The organism is Pseudochrobactrum sp. XF203, from assembly GCF_020341615.1.
In the GTDB taxonomy this organism is placed as follows: domain Bacteria; phylum Pseudomonadota; class Alphaproteobacteria; order Rhizobiales; family Rhizobiaceae; genus Pseudochrobactrum; species Pseudochrobactrum saccharolyticum.
Map to the genome: position 1 here is coordinate 3,115,001 of NZ_CP084392.1, position 25,000 is coordinate 3,140,000.

19 protein-coding genes, 1 tRNA gene and 2 rRNA genes (1 of these 22 only partly in view) are annotated in these 25,000 nt (G+C 50.2%); 6 read left to right on the forward strand and 16 right to left on the reverse strand.

The genetic code is table 11. The features are described 5' to 3' along the window. Positions 1-69: 69 nt before the first annotated feature. From LDL70_RS14220 to LDL70_RS14255, 8 genes are all read right to left on the reverse strand, one after another. A complete protein-coding gene (locus tag LDL70_RS14220; RefSeq protein WP_225685342.1) occupies positions 70-1,392 on the reverse strand; it encodes an amidase in 1,323 nt (440 codons plus the stop codon). An 82-nt stretch (positions 1,393-1,474) separates the two neighbouring features. Then, a complete protein-coding gene (locus LDL70_RS14225; RefSeq protein WP_075657611.1) occupies positions 1,475-2,446 on the reverse strand; it encodes an ABC transporter ATP-binding protein in 972 nt (323 codons plus the stop codon). Continuing rightward, positions 2,439-3,455: an ABC transporter ATP-binding protein gene (locus tag LDL70_RS14230; RefSeq protein WP_022709141.1), complete on the reverse strand. Its 1,017-nt coding sequence runs from the start codon at positions 3,453-3,455 to the stop codon at positions 2,439-2,441. Before LDL70_RS14230 ends, LDL70_RS14225 begins: the two co-directional genes overlap by 8 nt. Beyond that, positions 3,452-4,273: an ABC transporter permease gene (locus tag LDL70_RS14235; RefSeq protein ID WP_022709140.1), complete on the reverse strand. Its 822-nt coding sequence runs from the start codon at positions 4,271-4,273 to the stop codon at positions 3,452-3,454. Before LDL70_RS14235 ends, LDL70_RS14230 begins: the two co-directional genes overlap by 4 nt. A 4-nt stretch (positions 4,274-4,277) precedes the next feature. Continuing rightward, positions 4,278-5,213, reverse strand: a complete 936-nt coding sequence (locus LDL70_RS14240; RefSeq protein WP_022709139.1) for an ABC transporter permease — start codon at positions 5,211-5,213, stop codon at positions 4,278-4,280. A 266-nt stretch (positions 5,214-5,479) separates the two neighbouring features. Continuing rightward, on the reverse strand, positions 5,480-7,081 hold the full coding sequence (locus LDL70_RS14245) for an ABC transporter substrate-binding protein (RefSeq protein WP_170265311.1): 1,602 nt from the start codon (positions 7,079-7,081) through the stop codon (positions 5,480-5,482). A gap of 133 nt (positions 7,082-7,214) precedes the next feature. Next, positions 7,215-8,846, reverse strand: a complete 1,632-nt coding sequence (locus LDL70_RS14250; protein WP_225685343.1) for an amidohydrolase — start codon at positions 8,844-8,846, stop codon at positions 7,215-7,217. A gap of 363 nt (positions 8,847-9,209) precedes the next feature. Next, entirely contained in the window at positions 9,210-10,361 is a 1,152-nt protein-coding gene (locus LDL70_RS14255) for a M20 aminoacylase family protein (protein WP_225685344.1), read from the reverse strand. A 316-nt stretch (positions 10,362-10,677) separates the two neighbouring features. On the opposite strand from LDL70_RS14255, the gene LDL70_RS14260 reads away from it, so the two are divergent. From LDL70_RS14260 to ada, 3 genes are all read left to right on the forward strand, one after another. After that, the gene (locus tag LDL70_RS14260; protein WP_225685345.1) at positions 10,678-12,147 is read left to right on the forward strand and encodes a patatin-like phospholipase family protein; all 1,470 of its coding nucleotides are present in this window, start codon (positions 10,678-10,680) and stop codon (positions 12,145-12,147) included. A gap of 260 nt (positions 12,148-12,407) precedes the next feature. Next, positions 12,408-13,058 (forward strand): DNA oxidative demethylase AlkB, encoded by a 651-nt coding sequence (gene alkB, locus LDL70_RS14265; protein WP_151160373.1) that lies wholly within the window; start codon positions 12,408-12,410, stop codon positions 13,056-13,058. A gap of 179 nt (positions 13,059-13,237) precedes the next feature. Next, complete coding sequence (ada, locus tag LDL70_RS14270) at positions 13,238-14,320, forward strand: bifunctional DNA-binding transcriptional regulator/O6-methylguanine-DNA methyltransferase Ada (RefSeq protein WP_225685346.1); 1,083 nt, start codon at positions 13,238-13,240, stop codon at positions 14,318-14,320. A 56-nt stretch (positions 14,321-14,376) separates the two neighbouring features. Here the strand turns inward: ada and LDL70_RS14275 are convergent, their stop codons facing one another. The 3 genes from LDL70_RS14275 to LDL70_RS14285 form a co-directional block, all read right to left on the reverse strand. Continuing rightward, the gene (locus LDL70_RS14275; protein WP_225685347.1) at positions 14,377-14,826 is read right to left on the reverse strand and encodes a DUF411 domain-containing protein; all 450 of its coding nucleotides are present in this window, start codon (positions 14,824-14,826) and stop codon (positions 14,377-14,379) included. 37 nt (positions 14,827-14,863) lie between these two features. After that, positions 14,864-16,057: a calcium:proton antiporter gene (locus LDL70_RS14280; RefSeq protein ID WP_225685348.1), complete on the reverse strand. Its 1,194-nt coding sequence runs from the start codon at positions 16,055-16,057 to the stop codon at positions 14,864-14,866. A gap of 197 nt (positions 16,058-16,254) precedes the next feature. Continuing rightward, positions 16,255-16,782 carry a ClbS/DfsB family four-helix bundle protein gene (locus tag LDL70_RS14285; protein WP_225685349.1) on the reverse strand — a complete coding sequence of 176 codons (528 nt, stop codon included), beginning with the start codon at positions 16,780-16,782 and terminating at the stop codon, positions 16,255-16,257. Positions 16,783-17,114: 332 nt separating this feature from the next. On the opposite strand from LDL70_RS14285, the gene LDL70_RS14290 reads away from it, so the two are divergent. Both LDL70_RS14290 and LDL70_RS14295 read left to right on the forward strand, forming a co-directional pair. Beyond that, positions 17,115-17,774 (forward strand): hypothetical protein, encoded by a 660-nt coding sequence (locus LDL70_RS14290; protein WP_116089386.1) that lies wholly within the window; start codon positions 17,115-17,117, stop codon positions 17,772-17,774. A 167-nt stretch (positions 17,775-17,941) separates the two neighbouring features. Then, positions 17,942-18,334 (forward strand): hypothetical protein, encoded by a 393-nt coding sequence (locus LDL70_RS14295; protein WP_075657619.1) that lies wholly within the window; start codon positions 17,942-17,944, stop codon positions 18,332-18,334. A 458-nt stretch (positions 18,335-18,792) separates the two neighbouring features. Here the strand turns inward: LDL70_RS14295 and LDL70_RS14300 are convergent, their stop codons facing one another. After that, complete coding sequence (locus LDL70_RS14300; RefSeq protein WP_225685350.1) at positions 18,793-19,500, reverse strand: response regulator transcription factor; 708 nt, start codon at positions 19,498-19,500, stop codon at positions 18,793-18,795. Positions 19,501-19,946: 446 nt separating this feature from the next. Here LDL70_RS14300 and LDL70_RS14305 point away from each other — a divergent pair, with 446 nt between their 5' ends. Next, the gene (locus tag LDL70_RS14305; protein ID WP_022709208.1) at positions 19,947-20,714 is read left to right on the forward strand and encodes a Crp/Fnr family transcriptional regulator; all 768 of its coding nucleotides are present in this window, start codon (positions 19,947-19,949) and stop codon (positions 20,712-20,714) included. Positions 20,715-20,790: 76 nt separating this feature from the next. On the opposite strand, the gene LDL70_RS14310 is transcribed toward LDL70_RS14305, so the two are convergent. The 4 genes from LDL70_RS14310 to LDL70_RS14325 all read right to left on the reverse strand — a co-directional run. After that, positions 20,791-22,074, reverse strand: a complete 1,284-nt coding sequence (locus tag LDL70_RS14310; protein WP_075657621.1) for a solute carrier family 23 protein — start codon at positions 22,072-22,074, stop codon at positions 20,791-20,793. A gap of 854 nt (positions 22,075-22,928) precedes the next feature. Beyond that, a tRNA-Met gene (locus LDL70_RS14315) sits at positions 22,929-23,005 on the reverse strand. 79 nt (positions 23,006-23,084) lie between these two features. Continuing rightward, positions 23,085-23,199: ribosomal RNA gene (gene rrf / locus LDL70_RS14320) — 5S ribosomal RNA — on the reverse strand. Positions 23,200-23,422: 223 nt separating this feature from the next. After that, positions 23,423-25,000: ribosomal RNA gene (locus LDL70_RS14325) — 23S ribosomal RNA — on the reverse strand (it continues 1,229 nt past the right edge of the window).

A 25,000-nucleotide genomic window follows, 5' to 3' on the forward strand; every position in this document is an offset into this window, starting at 1 on the left:
CTGCAAAAAACAAACGCCGCCAAGATTTATTGGCGGCGTTTTTGTCATTTATGATTCCCGTGAAACATTTTATGCGCTCAGCAAAGCTTCCACAGCTGCACCAATAGCCAGAATTTTACGATCAGAACCATTACGGCCAACCAGCATCAGACCTGCCGGACGCTCCGGCATTGGCATAGGAATGGAAAGCGCAGTCATCGCGAACTGGTTCACAATCTGCGTATTGCGCAGATACAGAGTTTCAAACCGGTCATATTCCGGTTCATCATTTTCTACCTGAGTAATCGGCACTGCTTTGACAGGTGTCGTCGGCAATACCACAACATCAAATGCGGCCATCATCTCATCCGCTTGTTTGACCAGTTCTCCGCGGAATGCCAGCAATGCCTCATATTCCGAAGCCGGAATTTTTAAACGGTCACGCAGTGGCACGCTGACACGCTCATCTACCGGCATCGATAAATCATTGAGCCACTCTCTATGTATATGTGCCGCCTCAATGCCGGTGAGTGATCCTTTGTTCGGGCCTGTGCGCAGTGTATTAATAAGAGTGTCAAAGCTGCACTCTGTAAATACCGCACCGGCAGCCTCCAGTTTTTTCAACACGGACTGATAGGCCGCAGCTACGTCCTCTTCCATATCCTGCAGCACAATGCCCTGCGGAATACCGACTTTGAGACCTGCGAGTTCGATCTTTTCTAAAGGCCGCGGCGCTTCACCGGCCATAATCGCATCAGCATCCGCACAAGCCACAACAGTCTTGGCCAAAGGCCCGACGGAATCGAGGGTCGGCGACAACGGAAACGCGCCTTCCAGTGAAACACGGCCATGGGTCGGTTTAAAGCCAACAACACCGTTCAATGCCGCCGGAATACGAACCGATCCGCCAGTATCTGAACCGATTGCAATATCACATGTGCCTTCACCCGCGCTGACAGCTGCACCGGAAGAAGAACCGCCAGTCACCAGACTTGCATCATAAGCATTGCCCGGAACCGGATAATGCGGATTAAGCCCCGTTGCAGTAAAAGCAAATTCCGTCATATGCGTTTTACCGATGATAATCGCACCGGCTTTACGCAGGCGCTCGACGATCACCGCATCTTTTGTCGCCGGCTTTGCTGTTTTACGAATGATTGAACCGGCAAGATTAGGTTCTCCCGCCACATCGAACAGGTCTTTGATCGAGACAATCTTGCCATCCAGCGGGCCAAGACTCTCCCCTCTTGCCGCTCTCTGGTCTGCGGCATCGGCTTCAGCGCGCGCTGTATCCGGATAGAGTTTGACATAAACCGCTTCCGTAGCCTTGCGATCTTCAAGACGTTTTAAAATTGCATCCAGTTTTTGGCGTGCTGACAATTCCCTGCCCTCATCATTGTGTTCAGTCACCATCTCTCAGAATAAAAGGCCACGAGCCGTAACCGGTTCATGACCTTTTCTCTCTTTATAATATAGTATGCATCAATATCCGTCATTATCGCTGAGCGATAAACCGGACTTTATGCGTGTCGGCAACAGGCAAAAGCTCTGTTACCGGCGGCACGGTATAAACATCATGTTTGCCAAATTCCCGCGGATAATAATCATAGCCTGCAGGCGGTGGCGGAGCCTCATCCATTCCGCTGCGTTCTTCACCGCGAACAATTGCAAACGGATCGGGAATAGCCCCCATCAGCCGTCGCGTATAAGGATGTGTCGGATTGGCAAAAACATCCTGCCACGGGCCTTGTTCCACAACCTGACCGAAATACATCACCGCAACGCGGTCACTCATATGTTCAACCACACTCAGATCGTGACTGATCATAATGTAAGACAGTTGCAGTTCATCCTTCAGTTCCAGCAACAGATTGATGATCTGTGCGCGGATAGATACATCCAGCGCGGAAACCGGCTCATCCAGCACCACAACTTTCGGATTGAGAACCAGCGCGCGGGCAATACCGATACGCTGTCGCTGACCACCGGAAAACTCATGTGGCAGACGCTTGGCATGCTCCGGTTTCAGACCGACAAGCTTCATCGTGTTCTCAACACGGTCATTGAGTTCCGATTTTGTCGTCACACCCTGCAGACGCAAAGGCGCTGCAAGCGAGGTATAAATCGTCTGGCGCGGATTGAGCGATGCATAAGGATCCTGAAAAACCATCTGCGCCATCTGTGCCCGCTCGAGACGGCTTGGCCCTTTTTCACCGGTAATCGGTTTGCCTTCAAAATAGATCGTACCCGAAGTCGGTTTTTGCAGGCCGAGAATTGACAGCGCCAAAGTGGATTTACCGCAACCGGATTCCCCCACAATGGAAAGACATTCACCTTTATTCAGATCAAGACTGAAATTATTGACCGCCCGTACCGCTTGTTTTGACTTACGAAACAAGCCGGCAGCCACCGGAAAATGAACATTGAGATTTTCAATACGCAACAGCGGCGTGTTCTTCTCACTCATGATGATAACACCTCACGAAACCGCGTTTGGCTTCCGTATCCCCGTTCTGAATGCTTGCATTCTGTTCCAGCTCGGTTTGCGGCGGTACTTTTGTCAGGCAAATATCAGTCGCCCGTGTACAACGCGGCTGAAACCGGCAGCCTTTCGGAAAAGCCGAAATAGAAGGTACAACACCTTCAATCTCCTGAAGCTTTTTACGTTCATCCGGTTTCCGCTGCCCCAAAACGGGCAGTGAGCTCAAAAGCCCGTGCGTATAAGGATGCGCCGGATGCCCGAACAAGTCCGCTACATTCTGCTCTTCAACCAGATGACCGGCATACATCACACCGACGCGCTTGCACATTTTCGCAATCACGCCGAGATCATGGCTGATCATCAGCACGGATGTTCCGCGCGATGAGCACAATTCCTGCATCAGTTTCAGAATTTCCGCCTGAACCGTCACATCAAGCGCGGTCGTCGGTTCATCCGCAATCAGCAGATCAGGATTGCAGGCCAGCGCGATGGCAATCATCACACGCTGACGCATACCGCCGGACATCTGGTGCGGATAGTTTTTCACACGGCTTTCCGGTGCAGGCACATGCACCTGCGCCAAGGCCTCAATCGCCTTCTTCTCCGCCTCATGCCATGTTGCGCCCTGATGGAGCACAAACATTTCAGCAATCTGCCGTCCCACTGTTGCCAGAGGGTTCAGTGCAGTCATCGGCTCCTGAAAAATCATCGCAATCCGGCTGCCGCGCAATTTACGCATATCGCGATTGCTCAGCTTACGCAGATCCTGTCCTTTAAACAGGATCTCACCGGAACTCACTTCCAGAGGACGGTTCAAAAGCCCCATAATGGAAAGCGAAGTGATGGATTTTCCGCAACCGGATTCCCCCACCAGACCAAAGGTTTCACCGGCACCGATCGAGAATGAAACATTCTCAACCACGTTAAACCGCGTTTCACCGGAGACCATATCAATATGCAGGTTCTTCAGTTCTAATAATGGTGTATCGCTCATGATTTGCGGCTCCTCATATGCGGATCCAGCACATCGCGTAAGCCGTCACCAAACAGATTAAGCCCCAGAACTGTCAGGAAGATTGCAAGCCCCGGGAAAATAGCTGCCCATGGCGCAATGGCAATCAGCTCACGCGCGTCGGTCAGCATACTGCCCCAGCTCGGGAATGGCGGACGAATGCCAAGACCGAGATAGGAAAGTGCCGCTTCTGCCAGAATAGCATCGCCCATGCCGAGCGTACCGATAACCAGAATAGGGCCGATCATATTCGGCAAAATCTGGGTGATCATAATGCGGATATCACTATAGCCCAGTGTCTTTGCAGCCTGAACATAGCCCTGCTTCTTCAAAGACAATGCGGATGAACGGGCAATACGGCAGGTCCAGGACCAGTTGGTCAAACCCAGCGCAATCAGCAGACTACCAAGGCCAGGCCCGAGGATTGCCATAATTGCCAGTGCAAAAATCAGCGACGGGATCGACAGCATCAGATTGGTCAGACCGCAGACAAAATCATCCCAGCGGCCACCGAAATAACCGGCGGAAATGCCCAAAGTCAGACCAATGATCGTGTTGATGATCTGCGAGACAATACCCACAGTCAGCGAAATGCGTGCACCGTAAAGCACACGGCTGAACACATCACGCCCCTGTGCGTCGGTGCCGAACCAGAAATCACCATCCGGCGGCAGCTCCGCATTAATAAGGTCAGCATCCAGCACCGGATCATAATGTGCCAGCAAAGGAGCGAAAATACCGGCGGCCAGAATAACCACACACAGCACTCCGCCGAATAACAGATTGAAACGTAATCTCATGGCGCTACTCGTGGCTGATGCGCGGATCAATTACCGCATAAAGAATATCGACAACCGTATTGATGATCAGGAACCACAATACGATCATGAGGATAGCACCCTGCACTACCGGAATATCGCGCATTGATACGCTGTCAACGAGCAGTGAGCCGAGCCCCGGCCATGAGAATAATTTCTCGATAACAACGGCTGCGCCCATCAGCGAACCAAATTGCAGGCCGACAGTGGTGATAATCAGAACCAGCGCGTTACGCACCAGATGCCACGTAACCAGACGATAGGCATTCATACCTTTGGAACGGGCTGTACGGATGAAATCCGCGCCCATCACTTCCAGCACTGCAGCACGGGTTGTGCGCGCCAGCAAGGCCAGCGGTGCAACACTCAAGGTTACCGCCGGCAATATAAGATTACGGATACCGCCGTCGCCATAGCCAAAACTCGGCAACCAGCCCAAAGTCAACGCAAAGAAATACATCAGCAGCAGACCAAGCCAGAACTGCGGCAGCGACAGGCCGGAAACCGCCCCAATCATCGTGAAAGTATCTAATATACTGCCCGGTTTCAGCGCCGCGATAAAGCCGAGCGGCACACCAATCAGCACCGCAAGCATCATAGCGGCAATAGCCAGCTTCATCGTTGGCCACATACGCTCCATCAGCACCTGAGTCACAGGCTGTCGTGTGCGGAATGATTTACCTAAATCAAATTGCACCAGACTGACAATATATGTCCCGAACCGCTCATAAACCGGTTTGTCGAGGCCGAATTCCTTATTCATCTGCTCGACAACTTTGGGATCATTGCGTCCCTTACCGTCAGCAATCTGGCTGGATGTAAAACTGCCCGGAATAACACTGAAAATGACGAAGATAAGGAGAGATACCGCCAGAATGGTCGGTATCATCTGCAATACTCGCCTGATAACAAATCGAAGCAACCTGCGTGCCCCTTCCTACAGCATATCATGAAAAATCCGGAAACATATCCGCAGGATAGCCTGTTCACCCGACTGATTTTTCCTGCATCCGCTCCGTACCGATATGCGACGAAACAAAAACCGAGAGCATTTTGGACAATAAAACCCGCGCGACAGGCTCAATCCGGTCACGTGCGGTCAAAAACACAATGCTCTGAAGACTGAAATTGGACCGGAGAGCAGAAATCCGCTCTCCGGCACGCCCCCCGCCTCAAACGGGCATGGGCTTAACGACCGCTCGGAACGCTGTCGTCCACCCAAAGCTCTTCATAGGCCTGAATTGCAAGCTCGGCAGAGTTTGGCTGCAGGCCATGCAACCATGGCTGATAGGCAATAACGGCCTTGTTATAGTTGAAGAACCAGTATGGTGCTTCATCCTGCAGGATATTATTGGCCTGACGCAGCAGATCGTTGCGCTCATCCTCAGAGGTCGTTTTCTGAGCGGCCTCATATAACTTGTCAAATTCAGCATTGTTGAATTTTGTATAGTTACAGGAGGACTGCGGTGTCTTGGAATAGAAGCACTGCAGCGCTGTCAGAGGATCCGGACCGCTTTCCAGCGACCACATAAAGGACTGGAAATTACCGCTTGGCACATCTTCCGAAAGCACAGCAGATTCAACCGGCTTGGCTTTCAGCTTGATGCCGACTTTATCCAGCATAGGAATAATCGCTTCTGCAATTGTCAGACCCCAGCTTTCATTCTGCGTTGCGGTCAGCTCGAATTCAAAACCGTCCGGATAACCGGCTTCAGCCAGCAGGGCTTTCGCTTTTTCCGGATCATAAGGATATGGCTTGGCATCCTTGTCGAAAGCAGGCGACGACAATGGCAGCCAGCTGACAGCACGATAGGCTTTATCTTTAGCCAGACGCTTGATGATCAGATCAGAATCGATCGCATAATTGATCGCCTGACGAACACGCTTGTCCTGAAGCGGCTTCACATCTGTATTGAAGCCCATAACACGGGTGTAAACTTCCGCTACTTCCAGAATATTTTTCGACAATTCCGGATCAGCTTTATAGGTCACATATTGTGCAGGCCCGAGAACCGAAACATCAATTTCCTTATTACGGAAAGCAACATCGCGGGCTGCGGCTTCACCCATCAGCATAATGTTGATCTTATCCGCATAAGGCTTGTCTTTAAGGTAGAATTTTTCCCATTTTTCAACGGTCAGACGCGAACCCGGCACATATTCAGCAAATTTGTAAGGTCCGAGACCCACAGGACGGCTCTTGAAGCTGTCTTTATCGGCTTCGCCATCCGGATAGATCACTGTGCTCGGCTGCATGAAAATAAAGCCCGGTGCAAGTGCTTCATTCAGTGTGATTTCAAGTGTGAAATCATCGATTTTCTTCAGGCCTTCGATTTCCTGAGACTTGCCATCGGAATAGGCATCAGCACCTTTAATATTGCTGATATAGCGCGCAGCCGGATAGGCTTTACCCGGTGTCATCGCACGCTTATAGCTGTAGATGATGTCATCAGCAGTCATCTGCTTGTCATTATGGAAGAATGCATCCTGACGCAGTTTGAAAGTATAGGTCAGACGATCCTCCGAAGCCGTCACTTCCGTTGCCAGATCGAGCTGCGGCTTGTTGGCTGTGCCATCCCATGAATAAAGGCGGCGATGCAGCGCTTTGGTTGGGAACTCGTCCTGCGTAGCAGTGGTTGCCTGATTGTCCAGCGTACCGAAGCTTGAACCGTAAGGCGCAACGAAATTAATCGTGCCGCCTTTGCGCGGTTCTTGAGCGGAAGCATTCATGGCCACGCCGGCCAGCAAAGATGCCGCCATTGTTGAGATTAAGGCTAAGCGTTTCATCATTGAGAATATCCCCTCCTCAGAATTTATTTTTATTCCGGCTGCGGTCTCCTAATCCCGCAGCCTTATTCTCTGCTTTTGCCGCGTATCTTGTCCGAAAACCGCTTCACAATTTTCGGGATACGCTGCCGCTGTTTCAGCGTGCAAACACAATCTCACCGCCGCGCAATGTCATGATGCACTGCGTATCGCTGAGAATTTCCTCCGGTGTCGCTTCCAGCATATTGCGTGAGAACACGGCGATATCCGCGACCTGACCGGCAACCAGCTTACCTTTCACAGTCTCCATCTTCTGTGAAAATGCACCATATTCGGTGTAAACCTGCAAAGCTTCCTCGATGGAAACACGCTGGTTTTCATCCATTACAGTGCCTTTCCACGTCTTGCGGGTCAACATCGTGTAAAGATTCGGAAACGGATTCGGATGGCAGACCGGGCTGTCGCTGCCGGTCGCCGGTTTGAAACCGAGGTCGCGCCATGTCTTCAGCGGATAGCTCGGACGGGCACGTTCATCTCCCAGAACCGAAATATAAGCATCGCCGAAATCATAGATGAAAACCTGCTGCGGGCACGGATAAATACCGGCTTTGAGCATACGTTGATGCTGTTCATCGCTGGAGAAACCGCAATGTTCAATACGGTGGCGACGATCCGGATCAGGATAGGCAGCCAGCGCTTTTTCATAGGCGGTAATCAGCTGTTCAATCGCCATATCGCCGATCGCATGGCAAGCCAGCTGGTAACCTTTGGCGTGAGCATCCATCACCATGGCCTGCAAATCTTCATCACTGAGAATCTGCACACCAATATTGTCCACATCATCGCCGTGATATGGCACGGACATCCATGCAGTTTTGCCCCCCGCAGAACCGTCAAGGAAGAGTTTGACCGCACCGATGGTCAGCATATCGTCGCCGACACCGGAAACCAGACCGCTTTCATAGCATTGCGGCACCACTGACTTGCCCGGATCACCGAGCAGAACCAGCCATGTACGCACCGGCAGACGGTTATCACGCTTGGCAATATTATAAGCACGAATTTCTTTATAACCGGCAATCTGACCGACCGCCGCATCCATGCAGGATGTAATACCATAGGAGAGAAGCATATTGCCGCCGTCTTCAATGGCTTCAATAATCTGCTCTTCGCTTGGCTCAGGAATAACAGCACGCACCAGATCCTGCGCATTTTCAGCCAGCATACCGGTCAGAGCGCCGTTTTTCTGTTCAATCAATCCGCCATCCGGCACAGGTGTTGTTTCATCCACACCGGCAAGTTTCAGCGCAAAGGAATTGGCAATCGCCACATGGCCGCAGGCGCGGGTCAGCAGAACCGGATGTTCAGGTGATGCCTGATCCAGCTCGGATTTATGCGGATGACGGCCAATATCCAGCTTGGTCTGGTCATAGCCGCGCGCCAGAATCCATTCACCTTTCGGCAATGTTGCCGCTTTTGCACGGATCGCTTCCTGCAAATCAGCCAATGTCGGCAAGACAGCAGGTGTTGCATCAATCCGCTTCAGAGACAAACCAGTGGAAATCAGATGCAGATGCGCGTCGTTCAGACCCGGTGTGGCGAATGCGCCTTTGAGGTCAACAAGCTCTGTAGCCTCCCCCTGAAACTGCAGAATATCCTGAGACTTGCCGCCGGCCAGTACCTTGCCCTGCCAGATGGCCAGTGCCTCAACAGTACCTTCTTCATAACCGCACCAGATGGTACCATTGTGCAAAATTTTATCGGCAATAATCATCCCGCTCGCGGACATGATGTGCCCTCCCCTTCATGCTGCTGCAGGCATTCGTCGCTTTGTTCCCGCGCATTCTGCTCTGCAGTATTGTCACTGTTTCCCGCCATGCCGGTTCGCCTTACCCTTCCTTGCAAGGTATAAAGCTCCGGCATTTTCCATCTTTGAGTGAAGCCTTTCATTATACGAAATGAAAAGCAAGCTGCGCATTTGTTAAAATTAGATGTTATTTTTACGTCATTTTGCGCAATAAAACTTCGTTTCGACGATTTTTAGGATTTACAGACGACCATATGCACAGCCTTCATGAGGCTATGCATAAATTCGATAGATATATCACCCTGGTGATCTGCAACATTGCGGGCAGATTCGCCCGCTTTATGTCTATACGAGACTGGATTTTGCCATCTGATGGAAGAAAGAGGCTCCGCGCTCCAATATCTCATCATTAAAATTGTAGCGGCTGGTATGCAACCCGCTGCTGTCACCATTGCCAAGGAAAATATAGGCTCCCGGCACGGCTTCCAGCAAGAAGGAGAAATCCTCACTGCCCATCATCGGCACATCCAGCTCTTCGAAAGCATCCTCGCCAAAGCTGGCAACCGCCACATCCCGCGCCAGTTCATAGGCTTGTTTGTTGTTGATGGTTGCCGGATAGCCCACAGCCCAGTCAAGCTGTACTTCCGCCTGATAGCTTTTCGCCTGAAAACGGGCAATTTCATCCACGCGATCACGCAATGCTACCCGTACAGACGGATCCATTGCCCGCATCGACAGTTCAAGCACAGCCGTATCCGGAATAATATTGCAGGCAGAACCGGACTGGAAAGAACCAACGGTGAGCACCGCAGGCTGATGCGGAGAAATATTACGGGAAACCAGCGTCTGCAAAGCCATCACAATACTGGATGCAACCACAACCGGATCAACGGTCAGCTCCGGCATAGCACCATGACCACCACTGCCTTTAACAGTCAGCGTCAGCACATCAATCGATGCGGCCATCGCACCGGCTTTTGCTGAAAATACGCCTGTCGCCAGCCCCGGCATATTATGAATCGCGAAAACCTGCTCACAAGGGAAACGCTCAAACAAACCGTCTTCGATCATCATTTTGCCGCCGCCGAAATTCTCTTCCGCCGGCTGGAAAATCATATGAACCGCACCGTTAAAATCCTGATCCTGCGACAGTGCATAGGCTGCTCCCAGCAGCATCGCTGTGTGGCCGTCATGGCCGCAGGCATGCATCACACCTTCATGCTTGCTTGCATAAGGCAGGCCGGTTTCTTCCAAAATCGGCAAAGCATCGAAATCTGCACGAAAGCCGATTGAACGGTTGCTGTCGCCGCGCTTCAGCGAACCGACAACGCCCGTCTGTCCCAGACCGCGCGTTACCTCAAAGCCCCATTTTGTCAGATGCTGCGCAATGAATTCCGATGTTTTAAATTCAGATAATCCGATTTCCGGCATCGCATGCAGCTGATGCCTTATCTTAATCAGCTCCGGCAAAAAGCTGCTGAAATCAAATTTTCCCATAGCCCACTCCCATTATGCCCCAATGCAAATCACCTGCAAACCAGCGCGTCCATACCGGTTACGAATTCCGCAGCACCCGATCAATGCACAGCCATAGTTACAGGATCAGTATTTCTTATACTATTCGATGGACGATTTGCACGAACATAAGCACCACCTATAATTGTTTTTCTTTGTTTTATCTTTCCGCCATTTGAATTTCACTTGCCGGAAACAAACCGCTCTCTTAAAAGTGCTGGATATGCAATAAAACAGGCATCTTGCAGGCTGCGGTTGCTGTCTGTTTCAGCCCATGGCCAATAAAACGGAGCAGAATGTGCGATTATCAATCAGTCTGATTTCTGCTGCGCTATTTGCTCTGTCCGCCTGCGCGTCCAAAGATGTCGGCCCGATCAACAGCCATGAGTCGGATATTCAAAGCAAAAGAACCGACTATATCGCCGATCACGGCAATGACGGATCAACCGTTGTAGCACTGGCCTTTTCAGGCGGCGGAACGCGCTCTGCCGCTTTTGCCTATGGTGTATTGCAGGCACTGGATGAAACGGTAATTGATGAATATCCCTATAAGCGGCGGCTGATTGATAATGTCAGGCTGGTTTCCGGTGCTTCCGGCGGGGCAGTTGCTGCCGCCTATTATGGCATGACCGGCCCTGATAAATATCGCGACTTTCGGGAGAAATTTCTGTACCGCAATGCAGAGGAAGGCCTGCGTACCTCATTGCTGCATCCCGAAAATGTCGTACGCACCATCGGCGGCGGTCTGAATGACCGGAACGGCTTTGCCCAATGGCTGAACGACAATCTGTTTCATGGTAAAACCTTTGCAGCACTCAGACGCAGTGATGCACCGACTGTGTGGATTACCGCATCCGATATTTATAACCGCACGCCGTTCCACTTTACCGATGATACATTTGAAGCTTTGTGCAGCGATCTCGATAAAGTCTATCTTGCCGATGCAGTGAGTGCCTCGGCTGCAGTTCCCGTGGTGTTCTCTCCGGTGGTTATCTCCGCCATGCACAAGAAGTGTAACTATCAGCCGCCGCAATGGCTACAGGAGACACTCACCAATCCGGATGTTTCACTGCGTCTCAATGCCTATGCACGCAGCCTCTATGCTTATCGTAATGATCCGAAACAACGCTATATCAAGCTGCTGGATGGCGCATTGACCGATAATATCGGTGTCACCCCATTCGCGCTGGCACGGGCTGGCGCAAAAAACCCTTACGGCCCGCTGTCTCCGGCAGAGGCGGTCAAATTGCGCAAGCTGATTTTCATTGTTGCGGATGCCGGTACTGAAGGTGAAGAACCATGGGCAACAAATGTAAACGGCCCGATATTGACCGAGGTCGCCGCTGCCACAGTCTATACAGCAATCTCAGCCTCTGTGCGTGAGGGTTTTGACGCGCTGAAACTGGCCACCAATCAATGGCAGCAAGATCTCATTCAGTATCGCTGCTCACTGCCTTCAGCCAAGGTCAAAGAATATCGCGGTACTTTGCAGGGCTGGAATTGCAGGGATTTGTCCCTGATTGTCGAAGCCGTCAGTTTCCGTGATCTGGATAGCGCCACGCAAGCCCGTCTCAACAAAATTCCGACCCGTTTCAGCCTGCCGAAACAACAGGTTGATCTGGCCATCGCTTCCGGTCGTCAGGCGATTTTGCAGCACGAAAAAATTCAGAACGCGGTTCTGGATATTCAGAATTTCGCTCAGGTGAAGCGCTCAGAACAGGTTGCGCCGGTTAAACGCGCCTCTGCCGCACTTCCTGTTTTTCATTAGAGCGCCGTGTGCCAGACTTAGAGCGGTTTACGTTCATGTTGGATCGCAATGTCCGCTCTAGATTTCTTAGTTTGTCGCATTATCCCGACGTCAAGTTGATCCAGCTTGACTGTGAAATGCTCTAGCACACAAAACTCGCTCGAACACTTTAAGATCAGAGCATAATTTTACCTTCAACTGACCCAAGTTTTAAAATTATGCTCTAAGGCTGCTGTCGTTTATACTCATATTTCGTGCCCTTTTCTGATCCGGTTATGATGATGCAAGATCTTTTTTCAGGACTGACCTCCGCGCTACCAGAGCAGGAAAACCTTGCTGAAGGCGCTGTATTGTTACGCGGATTTGCTCTGTCAGCGGAACAGGATCTGCTCTCAAGCCTGTCTGCCATCACCGAACAGGCTCCGTTCCGGCACATGGTTACGCCCGGCGGCTTTACCATGTCTGTTGCTATGAGCAATTGCGGACCATTCGGCTGGGTCAGTGATCGCAGTGGTTATCGCTACAGTCCTGTTGATCCGCAGACAGGCCGGAACTGGCCGCAGATGCCGGAGAGTTTTCTGCAGCTTGCCCAAAAAGCAGCAGCCAAAGCCGGATATGCTGATTTTATGCCCGATGCCTGCCTCATCAACCGCTATGAGCCAAAGACCAAACTCTCTTTGCATCAGGATAAAGATGAGAAAAGTCCTGACCATCCGATTGTCTCAGTGTCACTGGGGCTACCAGCAACCTTTCAGTTCGGCGGCTTGAAACGGACAGATCCGGTGCTCAAATATGCATTGCAGCACGGCGATGTCGTGGTATGGGGCGGCGTATCACGCCTTTATTATCATGGTATTACGCCACTGAAAGACGGAGATCATCCGCTGCTTGGCCGTTACCGCATCAATCTGACCTTCAGAAAAGCGGCTTAGAGCGGGTTACGTATAATCTGATGCGCTATACTCGCCCTTTCGCTTTATTTTAACGCATGTCTTTATCCCAAAACCGGCACTCACTTTTGGGATACATGCTCAAATTTGAAAATAAGATTTGCAGTGCAGGAACAAAATTCACGCGATAACCTGTGATCTATTCAAAGAAAGGTAAGATCGTGAACAAGCACGCCCGCATAGACAAACTCCTTGATGATCCGCGCTGGCAGGCCGTGCTGGATCGCAAAACTGATGCCGACGGCACATTTGTTTATGCCATCAGCACAACAGGTATTTATTGCAGGCCGACCTGCCCTTCCCGCAGACCAAAACCTGAGCATACGCAGATTTTCGACCACCCCCGTCAGGCTGAAACAGCAGGCTACCGGCCATGTCTGCGCTGTCTGCCTCAGCGTCAGGAAACATTGCTGCAACAGCAGAACCGGATTGTCGAAGAAGCTTGCCGCCTGATCCGCGACAATGAAACCGCACCGGATCTCAGCAGCCTCGCCGCCCATGCCGGTTTCAGCACATCGCATTTTCACAAGCTGTTTAAGCAGGTTACCGGCATCACACCGAAAAATTATGCCCAGTCACTGCGGATGCAAAGGCTTGAACAGGAACTTAAAAACAATAAAACCTCTGTGACAGAGGCGATTTACAATTCCGGTTATAATGAAAGCAGCAATTTCTATGCCTCAAAAAACAGGCTTTCCGGTATGACCGCATCTGCCTATAAAAAAGGAGGCGCAGACATCATGCTTCAATATGCAATTGCCCCCTGCTCCCTTGGTAAAATACTGGTTGCAGCAACGTCAAAAGGCATCAGCTCGATTTTGCTCGGTGATAATGCTGACGAATTGCTGAATGATCTGAAAAAACGCTTCCCGAAAGCTGAAATCTCACAGGGTGGCAGTGATTTTGAAACGACACTGAAGACCTGTCTGGAATTTATCGATCAGCCGCAGCCGCAATTTTCCTTGCCGCTGGATATTCACGGCACGGTCTTTCAGCAAAAAATCTGGCAGATTTTGCGTCAGATTCCGCCGGGACAAACCGTCAGCTATGCGGAACTCGCCAGTCTTGCCGGCATGCCTAAAGCTGCGCGTGCAGTTGCCGGTGCCTGTGCGGCCAATCCGGTTGCCGTTGTCGTTCCCTGCCACCGCGTTGTGCGCAATGACGGCGGTCTTTCCGGCTATCGCTGGGGCGTGGAGCGCAAACGCACATTGCTCAGCAAAGAGAAGAGTAAAGCACAAGGCTAATCCGGCTTGAGAAAAATGACTGTAACAGCCCTGCAGCTGTTACAGTCTTTGAACTATTAATGCTGCGCAAAAACAGAACGTTCCGTCTTTGAAAAACGGATAACCTGATAAGGCTCACTCATACCGCCCTGCTCCATTCCCGGAGAGCCGACAGGCATACCCGGTGCGGCAAGACCGGCTTTTTCACCGCCCTCAGCAAGAAGTTTCTCAATATCCTGCGCAGGCACATGACCTTCAATAACATGTCCGTCAATAATGGCTGTGTGGCAGGACTGAAGATCATCCGTAACACCGTATTTGGCTTTGATCGGGCTCAGATCTTCAATATTATGCTCTTTAATCTCAAAGCCCGCCGCTTTCATGTGGTCGCCCCATGCACCGCAGCATCCGCAATAAGGTGATTTATACAATTCAACCACTTTACTATTCTGGGCAGATGCTCCGGAGGCAAACCCGCTCAGCATCAGGGCAAACATACCGGCACCGGCCACTTGCATAAGCTTCATTTTACAAAATCCTTCTTTGAACGGGTTATGTCATATTTTACGAACTGAACAGCAACACGCTGAAAACAGCAAACAGTGCCAGATGCAAAATCCCCTGAACCGGTGAGGTTTTCTGCCCGATAAAGCTGAAAGCCGTGAGCGCGATGGTCAGCAGAAACAAAATTGTTTCAACGCCGGAAATACCCATTGTCACGGTTTTATTCATCACCAGACCGATAATCAGCACCGCCGGTACAGTCAGCCCTACAGTCGAGACAAAAGCACCGAGACACAAATTGATCGCGCGCTGCATTTCATTATTCAGCGCCGCTTTCACAGCTGTAATCGACTCCGGTGTAAACACAATGATTGCAATCAATACGCCACCAAGGGCTACAGGCGCATTGACCGTCTCAATGCCGTAATCAATCAGAATAGCCAGATCATGAGCCAGTAAAACAATCGGCAGGATCATCGCGATCAGAATAACCGAGCGGACAAGAATTGCCCGTTTATCCAAAGCTGCCGGTGCCGCATCCTTTTCGGCAAGCATTTGCGCTTCACTCGCCTGTACGGTCATGTCGCCTGATTTCGGCTGAATAAACAAGCGGCTGTAACCGCCGATCTGCATCCATAGAAACAGGCCATAGACTGCTATCGTAATGGCAGAAAATGCTACGGCCTGCACAAAGTTGAACTCACCGGCACCGGAAACATAATTTGGCAGCACCAGAGCAAGTCCGGTCAGAACGGTAATCAGCGACAAGTAAGTGACTGCGCCCTGCGCATTATATTCCTGCTCACGATAGCGCAAACCGCCTGCAAGCAAACAAAGGCCGGTCACAAGATTAAGAATAATCATCATGACGGAAAAAATAGCGTCACGACCGATTGTCGGAAATTCACCCGGCCCGAGCAGAACCGATGCAATCAGAATAACTTCAATAGAGACAATCGACAGCGTGAGAATAAGCGTGCCGTAAGGTTCACCCAACTGATGCGCCAGATGATCCGCCTCTCCCACAACGCCAAAAGATGCCATGATGATTGTTGCAAACAGCGCAAGAAAACACAGAACTGCAATTGTGCTGTCAAACGGCTCGCTCAGCCATTGTTTGCCCCAAATGGCAAAAACAGCAACCACAAGCCATGCAATCAAAAGGCGGATAATTGTCAGCGGCGGGAAAAGTGACCGCAGCGATGCAACCTTAGTAACGGCTGGCATAGCGGCTGCTTCAGATCGTTGTTTCATAAGGGCCTGCTCTCCATCTGTTCGAGCGCATCTGAAAAATTCAGAATGATGCGCGTCATTCAAAAGGGCAGAATGCGGGTCAGAACATTCGGTTCTGATACACTCTACACCGGATAGAGGGGCCGTCCCCGTATGATGCAATGGCAGGTCGTCCTGCACTGTGGCTATATAATGATAGCCGTCGGTTTTCGCAACCTTTACATCGCCTGCGATTTGTCAGCCGGAACTGTCTTCAGCCATTTGCGCAAGCGCCCGCAGGCATTTTTATAGGGCGATGAAGTGTTGAACTGTATCATACGCCCCATCGTCCATTTGTCGTACCAGCCGGCACCATAGAGTGCTTCATCTGATCGCTCTGAAATCTGTTGAATGATTGTTTCTTTAGCGGCCTGCAAACGCAACAACAGCGCTTCATAAGTCAGAGCATCATAATCCCTGTAAAATTTCTGAGCCAGTCTGCCCAGCTCGTTCCATTTAAACCCTGTCTCCGGAAAATCGATCGGCTCACCGGCGCGATCCTTCTCCAGCCATTTAATCACGAGCTCATTCCAGCCGGTGAGATAGGCCAGCAGATCCTTCACACTCATTTGCGTGTCTTTGGCATGACCATCGAGGCTTTTCTCTGTGATCCTGTCGGCCGGAACCTTTCGGACGATCCGCATCAGACTGTCAAAATTTACAGTAACTGCATCGGTCAACTCGTCCTTCGTCTGCGGAATCGCCATGGAATTTCACCTGAGTTCTGCTGATCCGTTCATGCAGCAGCAGTTTCAAACCACCTGCAGATACGTAACTTTGCGTAAATCTTACGTTCTACAAAAACAGGAATACAGATCCGGTTTAGAGAAACCATAGACAATAGGGATAATAAATTTACAGGCAGGTAAAGAAAGCCCATCAATATTATTATTCCGATTAATCAATTTTCCAGCATTTCAAAGCCCGAAACATACTTACAATCAGTTTCAGCAAAGCAAATCCGCTTTGTCAGCATATGTCATCAAACAATCAAGCCACACAAAGCCGGGCGTTCTTGCGCCCCGGAAAGGAGTTAGCTATGGCTAAACTGGGTATCCTATTGTGCGCTGGTATTATCAGTATTACTGGCGGTAACGCATTGGCGCAGTCCTTTACAATGGACAATAATGCCAATTCCAACTCTCAGTCAGGGGCAACAGCGATTGCCATTGGCAGTACCAATACCTCCCCGAACAGGATCAGAACAACTGTTCCTGCGATTTCTCCGGGGCTGGTAGCTGCAGGTGTTCATTCCTGCGCGGGCTCAGCCAGTGCCGGTATCGGTGCAACCGGCTGGGGTTTTGGTATCGGTTCGACCTATGAAATGAAGGAATGTAACCGTCGTGCCTATGCGTCAGCTCTGGCAGGTCTCGGGCACAGAAGCGCTGCCCTTGATCTGGTCTGTCTCAACAAAGAGGTTCGCGCCTCATTGAATGCGACAGGTATTGTCTGCCCTTCTCAGGGGGTGGCTGCACGGCAGGTCTCATACCGCACCACGCCGACAGCCGTAGCATCCGCTTCAGTTGCCCCCGCTCCGCGCGTACAGAGAGCCTCTGCTCCCGCCCCCGTCGGCAACAAACGGACTTACTCTGCGAAAGCCCTTGGTCTTTCCAGCAGTGATCTGGAAGCTAAAGGCTGCACACTGCGCAATGACGCGCAAAGAGGCCGCGCCTGGTTTTGCCCGCGTCCTGTGATGTGAGCAGACAGACAGAGCATGAAAATCAACCACATGACAAAGATTTTGCCATTCGTGGATATAGCCTTTTGCCCATGGCCAAGCCTTCTGAGCGGCCATGGGCAGCGGGATATATCGTCGGATATATCTGGCAAACGGGAGATTTGCCATAACAGTTGGAGGATATAAAAATGAAAAGACTTCTTGCTTTTGCAGCAGTCTCAGCGCTGGCTCTCGCCGGAGCACTGCCTGCTTCCGCACAAACAGTTGAATGGGGCGGCGGTTTCGCCGGTCAGACTATGGGTAACTCCGCAGTCAGCGGCGGCGGCTTCTTAGGAGCCGGTTCCACAGCTCAGGGCTATGGCACAACCAATGGCTGGGCCACCACAACCGGTATCGGCGGCGGCGTCGTTGTACCTGGCTTTGGTATCGGTGCTTCCGGATCTCTTTACAGCTCTGGTATTTCCGGTCAGTCAGGTGCCGTTGCAAACTCGAGCACAGGGTTTCTCGGTGGATCGTCCGCAGCCAGCGCAACCGGTGGTGCAATGGGCTCAGCCTCAGGCTTTGTCAGCATCAATCCCTGACTATCGCTGGATAATGTATTTTCTTGATGCCAGCGGTAATAGCAATCGCAGGCAGCCTGAAACTTACTCTTCGCCCCCAAAGAGTAAAATAACGGGAAGTTTCTACTTCTTCCGTTTCGAAAAGAATGAGAGTCCGAATCAATAGGATACCCGCTCTCATTCTGTAGGAGTGGACAACATCCACTCCTACACAATTTCTAGAGCATGTCTCCCAAAAGTGGGAGCTGGCTTTTGAATAAAGACATAAGCAAAAACAAAAAAGTTAGAGCTGTTCTACCGATTCAAGATGAACCGGAACCGCTCTAAGATTCAGCCGGCACAAGTGGGTCAGCCGGTTAAAATAGCCGATGAAATGATTTGGGATATTAAACGATCGGAACTTGAAAATTATTTGAGCGCAAAGAAATCCTCACACCTTGCAATGCGCTCAAATAATCTTCTCAATTCCGGAGAATGTATTAAAATACATTTTGATATAAATTGTTCAATTTATAGGCGACTTCTGTCCGGTTTGTAGCGCCGAATTTCTTCATAATATTATGCATATGAACTTTGACTGTCGCCTCACTCATACTCAGTTCATAGGCAATCACTTTATTTGCTTTTCCCTGTCGCAGCAGTTGGATCACCTGAATCTCACGGGCAGTAAACAACCCGCTTAACTCATGGGTGTCTGTCTTTTTGGGCTGTGCTTTTCCGGTAATGCTGGTTGCCGGTATAAATGTCCCTCCGGCCATAGCCAGATGAACCGCTTCAACACAAACACGGATACCAACAGAAGTCGGAATATAACCACGGGCACCAAGCTCTATGGCACAGACGATCTGATCCCAGTCTTCACATTCAGACAGCAATATGAGCGGCACGGGATCCCATTCCGCTTTGATGTTTTTAATCTCTCCGGAAAGCTCCGGATCCGTTACTTTTCTGGTGCCGATATGCAGCAATAAAACAGCTGCACTCAAACCGGCAGATTCAGCGTCGCTATGCTCCAATGTTTCGTAACAAACAATTGGCAGCCTCAAACCTGTATTAAGTAATCCGTTATACAGACATTCGCGATCAAGATTATTTTTGCAGATGAGAACAAGACGTTTTTCCAGATTTTTCTCTGCGATCATCATCTTATACTCCCCTGCACCTTCGGAAGCTGCCCTGTATTGCATCCCCCCACTCCTCCCTACTCTACTTTATAAACATTCATCTTATACTTGATGTTTTTAGTCATAATAAGCGCGCAAACAGCTTCGCACCATCTGCGTTGCTTAAACAAAACTAATGCGGATGGTTTGAATTATTGCTTTTATAGGATAAGCTTGTCCTTAACCTAAGTTAGCAAAAATAAATTTTATAAATATGCGTGCCGAAATTTAATTACACAAATAGGGGTAACAACTACATCTTTTGATCTAGTGCGTTTCCGGCAAAACAAAAACCGGCTGTGTAATGGATCGTATATAAAAACAAATAAACAGAGCATTTCCAAAGTGTAAGTCTAATTCCGGAAATGTTCGGATACGCATCCCGAAGCCTGTAAAACGGTTTCGGAACAAAACCCATATATGAGCGCCATGATTTCGGCGTTTTCAGTTTAGTAAGAGCGGGGGGGAGGATGCATAATAAATCACAAAATGCCAATGGCGTTACCAACGCTCTGTCAGAGCTTCTCACATCACCGCCCATTGCAGCCGACTTCGGAACAACTGAGCTTCAGGCCATCTCCGGCTTGCAGGTTGAAGAACGTCATTTTCAAACCGATCAGACTATAATCAATCAGGGTGAGCGCATCCGCAGTATCCATCTGGTGCAAAGCGGTTGGGGCTGTGTCCATCGTGATCTGTCCAACGGGGAAAGACAGGTACTGGATTTTCCGATGCGCAGTGATTTTGTCGGTTTAAGAACCGCTGCAGGCCGCAGTTATAATACTGTCGCCGCCATTACCCCGATGACCGTTTTCGAAATCCCGCTGAACTCCCTCGCCCACGCCATTAACAGCGCTCCAAAACTCAGTTTTGTGCTCATTGAGCTTTTTGCACGACAACGATCTATGCTGATTGAGCATATTACGAATATCGGTTGCCGAAGCGCTCTTGTGAGAACCGCACATTTATTGCTGGAACTGGGAGACAGGGCGAAAGCCTGCGGCATGGGTGAAGACACGGGTTTCTACTGTCCTATCACGCAATATCAGCTTGCTGATGCGCTGGGACTAAGTCCGATTCATATGAACCGTATGTTGCGGGAACTACGGGAAGAAGGCCTTCTGATTTTCAAAAATGGCAGGGTCGAATATTTAAATCGCAAAGGTCTGGTCTATCTCGCTGAATATGACGGCGAGTTTATGAATATGTCCGTTTTCGACCGTGCAACACTGCATTAAAGACCAAGATATTGTCTTTATTACCAATACAAAAAACACTGGCCGGAACCTTTCCGGCCAGTGTTTTGCTTTATCATTAAGCCGTCTCGCGACGACCAATGCCAAGAAGCTGATATAAGACCAGTGCAGCAAGTGTGGAGGTACCGATACCACCCAATGCGAAATCACCGATCGTAACAGTAAAGTCGCCTGCACCAAAAATCAGAGCCACACCAACGGTAAAAAGATTACGCGGATCGGCGAAATCAACTTTATTCACAACCCAGATGCGTGCCATTGCAGAAGCAATCAGACCGAAAACTGAGACAGCCAGACCAGCCAGAACCGGAGCCGGAATCGTCTGGAGAATTGCACCGAATTTTGGTGACAGGCTCAAAGCCAGAGCAACAACCGCGGCGATAACAAAGACAAGAGTCGAATAAACCTTAGTCATTGCCATAACACCGATGTTTTCCGCATAGGTGGTTACACCTGTACCGCCACCGGAACCGGAAACCATAGTCGCCAGACCATCTGCAAAGAAGCCTCTGCCGATATAGCGATCCATATTCTGACCGGTAATAGAGCCAAGCGCTTTAATATGGCCGAGATTTTCTGCGACAAGAACAATAGCAACCGGTGCAATCAATGTAATTGCAGGCCAGCTGAATTCAGGTTTCACAAAATGCGGCAAACCAAACCAAGCTGCTGCACCTACAGCATCAAAATTAATGCCCGGAACCATACCCAATCCGTTACCAAAAATCAGAACGAGCAGATAGCCGAAGACCAGTGCCAGCAAAACCGCAACACGACGGGTCGCGCGCGGGCCATAGGCGGAAATAATCGCCATGCACAGGACTGTCATCAGAGCGATCGTAATATGCGCATGTGTTCCTTTAAGCTGACTGACAGCAACAGGTGCAAGGTTCAGCCCGATAGCAACACCGATTGCACCGGTTACAGCCGGCGGCATCAGCCTTTCAACCCAGCCGGTGCCAACGCCCATGACGATAAGACCGATCAAAGCATAAAGTGCACCGCAGGCAATAATCCCGCCCAAGGCAACGCCAATATTGGCATTAGCACCGCTGCCACCATAGCCAGTCGCAGCAATAACAACGGCGATGAAAGCAAAAGAAGAGCCAAGATAGCTTGGTACGCGACCACCAGTAATCAGGAAGAACAATAATGTACCGATACCGGAAAAGAAGACCGCGACATTGGGATCAAAACCCATAATCAGCGGCGCAACAATCGTGGATCCGGACATTGCAAGAAGATGCTGAATGCCCATCGGGATTGCGGCAGACGTCGGCAATCGTTCATCAGGTAAAACGGTGACGTTATTGGTCAAACGCCAGGTTGGAAAATAAGCCATATTGTCCCCTTACATAATATGCAGATTTTTTCTTTAGCTATTTGTGTCAGAGATATCCACGAGGCGCAGTGTAAAAACCGGTACAAATAGCCAAATTACACTGAAAACATGGATTGCATGCAAAGATACGGCACTGCTGTCTGGCTCATCATTTTCTTGAAGATAATTATTTTTAGATTGAGCATCAGCCATATTAACTTGAACGACTATTCAAAGTTAATAAGTATATTTGGTCATCAACATATAATTCACAGCATAAATCGCTCTTGTCATTATATTTACTTCATCGAAATGCAGATCTTACAATACAAACTGTAATTACAAAAATATGACCGAGGCTTTGAAGTCATCCTGCTAACTGGCAAATCTGGATACATTTAAAATCAGCAAAACAACCAATGATAAGAATGTTTAACCGCACCTAACCAGAGTTGCACGACTTTAGCTGTGAACAATATATAATGAAACGACCTAGAGCTGTTCAACCATTACTATGACCACAGTAATGCTAAGGAAGATTACATCTCGATTGGATAGCGAGACTTTCGCTCCCCTCCCCCCTCTTTTCTCATTCATATGTTTTAAACACAAAAAAGCCCCGCGCATTTCTGCCGGGGCTTGGGATGTTTTATTGGGAGATTTAGTTTCGGGTTTGACTTTCTCCGGTTCGTTGTGCAATTGATATTGTATCGCTTGCTTTTCCTCCTCACCCTTCAGGTTATGAGCCTGATGAGGTGAGAGCGTATAGAAATCGATTGATTATCGATTTTAGCTCGAACGGGCTGGTCCCGAATGCATTGACACGCCTATAGGAATGGCGTCTGGATCGTGGTTTTAATTGTTTTGAGAGGATTTGGTTGCGGGGGCAGGATTTGAACCTGCGGCCTTCAGGTTATGAGCCTGACGAGCTACCGGGCTGCTCCACCCCGCGCCAGGGTAATTTATGAGCCGGTATTGGAAGTATTGGTTTTATTGACTGTGAGATGTTTTTATTTCTGAGCCTTTTGCAGACCTGGCAGCGACCTACTCTCCCGTGTCTTAAGACAAAGTACCATCGGCGCTGGAGCGTTTCACGGCCGAGTTCGGAATGGGATCGGGTGCAGCCGCTCCGCCATAACCACCAGGTCAGCAAAGGGCACAGAAACAAATAAGAAGCTGGGATTTTCGTGCATAAGATCTTAGCGCCTCGGTCACGAACACGCAGTGTTCGCAAGTGCGACCGCACGTGGGCCATTTTTGGCCGCCCTCGCGGAAGATCAGCAGCTTTAGCTGCGTACGATCCGTGAGCGCTAGTCTAATTCTATCATCGACGACCCTTGGTCGTCGCTGATGGATATTGATAATGAGAACAATCAAGTCGATCGAGCTATTAGTACCGGTCAGCTGCATGCATTACTGCACTTCCACATCCGGCCTATCAACGTGGTGGTCTTCCACGGCTCTGATAGGGAATACTCGTTTTAAGGTTAGTTTCCCGCTTAGATGCCTTCAGCGGTTATCTAGTCCGTATATAGCTACTCTGCTATGCCGTTGGCACGACAACAGATCCACCAGAGATACGTCCATCCCGGTCCTCTCGTACTAGGGACAGATCCTTTCAATATTCCTACACCCACGGCAGATAGGGACCGAACTGTCTCACGACGTTCTGAACCCAACTCACGTACCGCTTTAAATGGCGAACAGCCATACCCTTGGGACCTGCTCCAGCCCCAGGATGCGATGAGTCGACATCGAGGTGCCAAACAACCCCGTCGATATGGACTCTTGGGGGTCATCAGCCTGTTATCCCCGGCGTACCTTTTATCCGTTGAGCGATGGCCCTTCCACACGGGACCACCGGATCACTATGACCGACTTTCGTCTCTGCTCGACTTGTCTGTCTTGCAGTCAGGCGGGCTTATGCCATTGCACTCGACGAACGATTTCCGACCGTTCTGAGCCCACCATCGCGCGCCTCCGTTACTCTTTAGGAGGCGACCGCCCCAGTCAAACTACCCACCATACACGGTCCTGGACCCGGATATACGGGTCGCAGTTAGACATCTATGACGATAAGGGTGGTATTTCAAGGATGACTCCACGAAGGCTGGCGCCTCCGCTTCAAAGTCTACCACCTATCCTACACATGTCGCCACAAATGCCAGTGTAAAGCTATAGTAAAGGTGCACGGGGTCTTTCCGTCTAACCGCAGGAACCCCGCATCTTCACGGGGAATTCAATTTCACTGAGTCTGCGTTGGAGACAGCGGGGAAGTCGTTACGCCATTCGTGCAGGTCGGAACTTACCCGACAAGGAATTTCGCTACCTTAGGACCGTTATAGTTACGGCCGCCGTTTACTGGGGCTTCAATTCAAGGCTTGCACCTCTCCTCTTAACCTTCCAGCACCGGGCAGGCGTCAGACCCTATACGTCGTCTTGCGACTTCGCAGAGCCCTGTGTTTTTGGTAAACAGTCGCTACCCCCTGGTCTGTGCCACCCTCATCTGCTTGCGCAAACAAGGGTCACGCTTCTTCCGAAGTTACGCGTGCAATTTGCCGAGTTCCTTCAACGCAGTTCTCTCAAGCGCCTTGGTATACTCTACCAGTCCACCAGTGTCGGTTTAGGGTACGGTCTATATGTGGGAGCTATTTCCTGGAACCGCTTCGCTGCAAGATCAATCCAATAAGACCTTACAACACACGCGATCCGTCACTACCCACAGGCCCACGAATATTAACGTGGTTCCCATCGACTACGCCTTTCGGCCTCGCCTTAGGGGCCGGCTAACCCTGCTCAGATTAACTTTAAGCAGGAACCCTTGGACTTTCGGCGAGAGTGTCTCTCACACTCTTTATCGTTACTCATGTCAGCATTCTCACTTCTGATACCTCCAGGATCTCTCACGAGTATCCCTTCACAGGCTTACAGAACGCTCCGCTACCAC

Coding starts and splice junctions, on each gene's coding strand:
- LDL70_RS14220 (WP_225685342.1), bottom strand. CDS start 1,392: ATGGTGACTGAACACAATGATGAGGGCAGGGAATTGTCAGCACGCCAA.
- LDL70_RS14225 (WP_075657611.1), bottom strand. CDS start 2,446: ATGAGTGAGAAGAACACGCCGCTGTTGCGTATTGAAAATCTCAATGTT.
- LDL70_RS14230 (WP_022709141.1), bottom strand. CDS start 3,455: ATGAGCGATACACCATTATTAGAACTGAAGAACCTGCATATTGATATG.
- LDL70_RS14235 (WP_022709140.1), bottom strand. CDS start 4,273: ATGAGATTACGTTTCAATCTGTTATTCGGCGGAGTGCTGTGTGTGGTT.
- LDL70_RS14245 (WP_170265311.1), bottom strand. CDS start 7,081: ATGATGAAACGCTTAGCCTTAATCTCAACAATGGCGGCATCTTTGCTG.
- LDL70_RS14250 (WP_225685343.1), bottom strand. CDS start 8,846: ATGTCCGCGAGCGGGATGATTATTGCCGATAAAATTTTGCACAATGGT.
- LDL70_RS14255 (WP_225685344.1), bottom strand. CDS start 10,361: ATGGGAAAATTTGATTTCAGCAGCTTTTTGCCGGAGCTGATTAAGATA.
- alkB (WP_151160373.1), top strand. CDS start 12,408: ATGCAAGATCTTTTTTCAGGACTGACCTCCGCGCTACCAGAGCAGGAA.
- LDL70_RS14275 (WP_225685347.1), bottom strand. CDS start 14,826: ATGAAGCTTATGCAAGTGGCCGGTGCCGGTATGTTTGCCCTGATGCTG.
- LDL70_RS14280 (WP_225685348.1), bottom strand. CDS start 16,057: ATGAAACAACGATCTGAAGCAGCCGCTATGCCAGCCGTTACTAAGGTT.
- LDL70_RS14285 (WP_225685349.1), bottom strand. CDS start 16,782: ATGGCGATTCCGCAGACGAAGGACGAGTTGACCGATGCAGTTACTGTA.
- LDL70_RS14290 (WP_116089386.1), top strand. CDS start 17,115: ATGGCTAAACTGGGTATCCTATTGTGCGCTGGTATTATCAGTATTACT.
- LDL70_RS14295 (WP_075657619.1), top strand. CDS start 17,942: ATGAAAAGACTTCTTGCTTTTGCAGCAGTCTCAGCGCTGGCTCTCGCC.
- LDL70_RS14300 (WP_225685350.1), bottom strand. CDS start 19,500: ATGCAATACAGGGCAGCTTCCGAAGGTGCAGGGGAGTATAAGATGATG.
- LDL70_RS14305 (WP_022709208.1), top strand. CDS start 19,947: ATGCATAATAAATCACAAAATGCCAATGGCGTTACCAACGCTCTGTCA.
- LDL70_RS14310 (WP_075657621.1), bottom strand. CDS start 22,074: ATGGCTTATTTTCCAACCTGGCGTTTGACCAATAACGTCACCGTTTTA.